We start from the raw sequence: 3,479 nt of genomic DNA on the forward strand, positions 1-3,479 counted from the left end.
TCAGAATCTGGCGGGGATCCGTCAGTAAATTCAACTACTGATCCATCAGGTAAAAAACCTTCTTGTCAGGTTGCCGGGCAACCCGACAACACGCCTGATGATCCGGCCACTGCCGTTTTGGATCATTTCAACCAGGTAACCAAATCCAGTTATCGCGATGGCAAAACCACCATGGGGTATATCCGTGGTCGCCTGGCGGACATGTTCACGGCGGAAGACCTGATCCGCGTGACGGACTACGCCACAGCGAAATGGCTGGATGACCCGAAAATGTGTGACTACCTGCGCCCCAAAACCTTGTTCGGCCCGGAGAACTTCCAGGAGTACCACCAGAAAGCCATGAAGTGGGATGAAGCCGGGCGCCCGGCATGCATCAACGGCAAATGGCAGATACCGGGTGCCATATCGCCGACTGGTCGTGTGGACACCTTCAAGGGCAGCTATGACGGTACTGATTACAGCCAGGTTCCGGAGGGATTCCGCTCATGAGATACGGATCAGTATGCAGTGGTATTGAAGCTGCAACAGTTGCATGGGCACCTCTTGGCTGGAAAGCTGCATGGTTTGCTGAAATAGAAAAATTCCCGTCAGCGGTACTGGCTGCCCGCTGGCCTGAGGTTACCAATCTTGGTGATATGACAAAAATTGCTTCGGCGGTTCGCGCCGGAACAGTAGAAGCACCAGACATTATGGTTGGCGGCACACCGTGTCAGGCATTCAGTATTGCAGGCCTTCGTAATGGTCTTGCAGATGCCCGAGGACAATTAACTCTTTCATATGTGGAGCTGGCAAATGCCATTGATGACAAACGCTGTGAGCGTGGAGAAGAAGAAGCCATCATCGTCTGGGAAAACGTCCCGGGCGTCCTCAGCAGCAAAGATAATGCCTTCGGCTGCTTTCTTGCAGGGCTTGCCGGAGAAGATAGCGAGCTGCACCCAGCAGGGGGTAAATGGTCGAACGCAGGTTGTGTGTTTGGACCATCGCGCATTGTCGCCTGGCGAGTGCTCGACGCTCAATTTTTCGGAGTGGCCCAACGCCGCCGCCGTGTGTTCGTTGTCGCAAGTGCTCGAAAAGGATTCGATCCGGCAAAAGTACTTTTTGAGTTCGAAGGCATGCGCCGGGATATTGCGCCGAGCCGAGGCGAGGGGGAGGAAATTACCGGAACTATTACATCTCGCACTTCAGCAGGTGGCGGACTCGGAGACTTCGATCTGAATGGTGGGCTAACTCCTGTTGCCGCGCTTACAGCAAGAGGTGTTGGAACTTGTGGCGCAGACGACAATCAGGCGCAAGCAGGACACCTAATCGTACAAACCCAGTATGGTGAAGAACTTGCGGGAACCTTAACAGCCCGAGGGGATTCATCCCCATGTGCTGACAGGGGAATTAACATACTCGCCTACGGTGGTGGTAATACTCGCGGAAATATAGATGTTGCAGCATGCCTGACAGCCAGAGGACAACGCATTGATTTTGAAGTAGAGACCTTTGCTGTTCATGGTACGCAGGACCCTGATACAAACAGAGAGCTTGCACACACGCTGGGCCGTAATAACGGGCAGGAAAATGCAATCATCAGCGAACCGTACACGCTTGCGATTCGTGGGCGTAATGAGGGTTCTACTGTTGAAATTAGAAATGATGGTACCGCGAATGCATTACTGACTCCCAATGGCGGCCGGGCCGGTATGGGGGTTGGTGCAATTGGCTGGGGAATGCAGGTTCGCAGGCTCACCCCTGTAGAGTGTGAACGTCTGCAAGGATTTCCAGACAACCACACACAGATCTCCTGGCGCGGAAAATCTGCTGATGAATGCCCGGATGGCCCACGCTACAAAGCGATTGGTAACTCAATGGCCGTGCCGGTGATGCGCTGGATTGGTGAACGTATCGCGGCAGCTCTTCCTGCTAAAGAACCTGAACCACGTATCTGGCAACGTCCAGTACTGAAGTGGGCGGGCGGCAAGTATTCGATGTTGCCTGAACTGTACCGGCTCATCCCGGCAGGGCTTCGCCTGATAGAACCTTTTGTTGGTGGTGGCTCTGTCTTCATGAATTCGGACAAACATGCAGAATTTCTGCTGGCGGATGTTAATGCTGACCTGATCAATCTTTACCAGATGCTGGCCGTGGATCCCGGAACTGTTATCACTCATGCCCGCGCCATGTTTGAGCACCTGAACAGTGCTGATGGTTATACCTCGCTACGTGATGAATTTAACGCGCAGCGTATGGACGGACCTGAACGGGCTGCTGCTTTTCTGTATTTAAACCGCCACTGTTTTAACGGACTTATGCGTTACAACCGCGACAGCCAGTTCAATGTGGGCTGGGGAAAATACGCGAAGCCCTATTTCCCTGAAACTGAGATCGCCGCTTTCGTGGCGCAGTCACATAACTGTGTGTTCCTGAATGCTGACTTTCGACGGACTGTCAGTCTCGCTGGCGAAGGGGATGTTATCTATTGCGACCCTCCCTATGAGCCGTTACCGGGAACTGCTGGTTTTACTTCTTATTCTGCTGGTGGTTTTACCTGGGATGACCAGGTGTTGCTGGTGGAATCGTGCGTGGCTGCGTACCAGCGCGGAGCCAGGGTGGTGATATCCAACTCCACCGCTCCGCGGATAATTGAACTCTACGAACAGCATGGGTGTGCACTGCATTACGTCAGCAGCCGGCGCTCAATATCCAGTAAAGGCAGTACCCGGGAGACAGCAAAAGACCTGATCGCGGTGCTTGGGGGTGACGTATGAAACTGACTTTGCCATTCCCACCCAGTGTTAACGCCTACTGGCGATCCCCGAACAAAGGGCCGATGGCTGGCCGTATCCTGGTCAGTGCTGAGGGTCGTAAATATCAGAGTGCTGCCTGTGCCGCCATCATCGAACAGTTACGCCGTTTGCCAAAACCATCCAGCGAGCTGGCAGAGGTTGAAATCGTTTTGTTTCCGCCGAACAACCAGCGCCGTGACCTGGATAACTACAACAAGGCCCTGTTCGATGCCCTGACTCATGCCGGGGTATGGGAAGACGACAGCCAGGTTAAAAAGATGCTGATTGAGTGGGGGCCGGTAGTGAAGGGCGGGAAAGTTGAAATCACGATAAGTCTGTATAAACCGGCGGGTGCAGCCGCCTGAACAGTGGAGAACGTATGAGCAGTTTAATGAACGTTATTAGTGATCCGGGTTTCCCTGCCATGTCCAGTCTGGAAATTGCTGGTCTGTGTGAGAAACGACATGACCATGTTATGGCTGACATCCGCAATATGTTGCTACAGCTCGAAATTCAATCTCCCCAGTTTTCGGGAGATTACCGGGATGACCGTGGCCGCTCATATCCATGCTATCACCTGCCGCGTGATTTATGCCTGACACTGGTGTCCGGCTACAACGTCGTGCTGCGTAAACGGGTTATTGATCGCTGGCTGGAGCTGGAAGAAGCAAAGAAATCGCCGGTACCACAGTCACTCCCCGAGGCCCT

4 protein-coding genes are annotated in these 3,479 nt (G+C 53.5%); all 4 read left to right on the forward strand.

All coding sequences use genetic code 11. From position 1 onward, the window contains the following. On the forward strand, window positions 1–489 hold a 489-nt coding region (locus DES37_RS25230; protein ID WP_211320580.1), incomplete at its 5' end, for a conserved phage C-terminal domain-containing protein. Then, window positions 486–2,753 (forward strand): Dam family site-specific DNA-(adenine-N6)-methyltransferase, encoded by a 2,268-nt coding sequence (locus DES37_RS25235; protein WP_110028276.1) that lies wholly within the window; start codon window positions 486–488, stop codon window positions 2,751–2,753. The genes DES37_RS25230 and DES37_RS25235, both read left to right, overlap by 4 nt. Continuing rightward, window positions 2,750–3,136 (forward strand): RusA family crossover junction endodeoxyribonuclease, encoded by a 387-nt coding sequence (locus DES37_RS25240; protein ID WP_110028277.1) that lies wholly within the window; start codon window positions 2,750–2,752, stop codon window positions 3,134–3,136. The genes DES37_RS25235 and DES37_RS25240 overlap by 4 nt, the downstream gene beginning before the upstream one ends. A gap of 14 nt (window positions 3,137–3,150) precedes the next feature. After that, a partial coding sequence (locus tag DES37_RS25245; RefSeq protein WP_211320581.1) for a Rha family transcriptional regulator occupies window positions 3,151–3,479 on the forward strand: 329 nt, incomplete at its 3' end.

It is taken from the genome of Mangrovibacter plantisponsor, assembly GCF_003182475.1.
In the GTDB taxonomy this organism is placed as follows: domain Bacteria; phylum Pseudomonadota; class Gammaproteobacteria; order Enterobacterales; family Enterobacteriaceae; genus Mangrovibacter; species Mangrovibacter plantisponsor.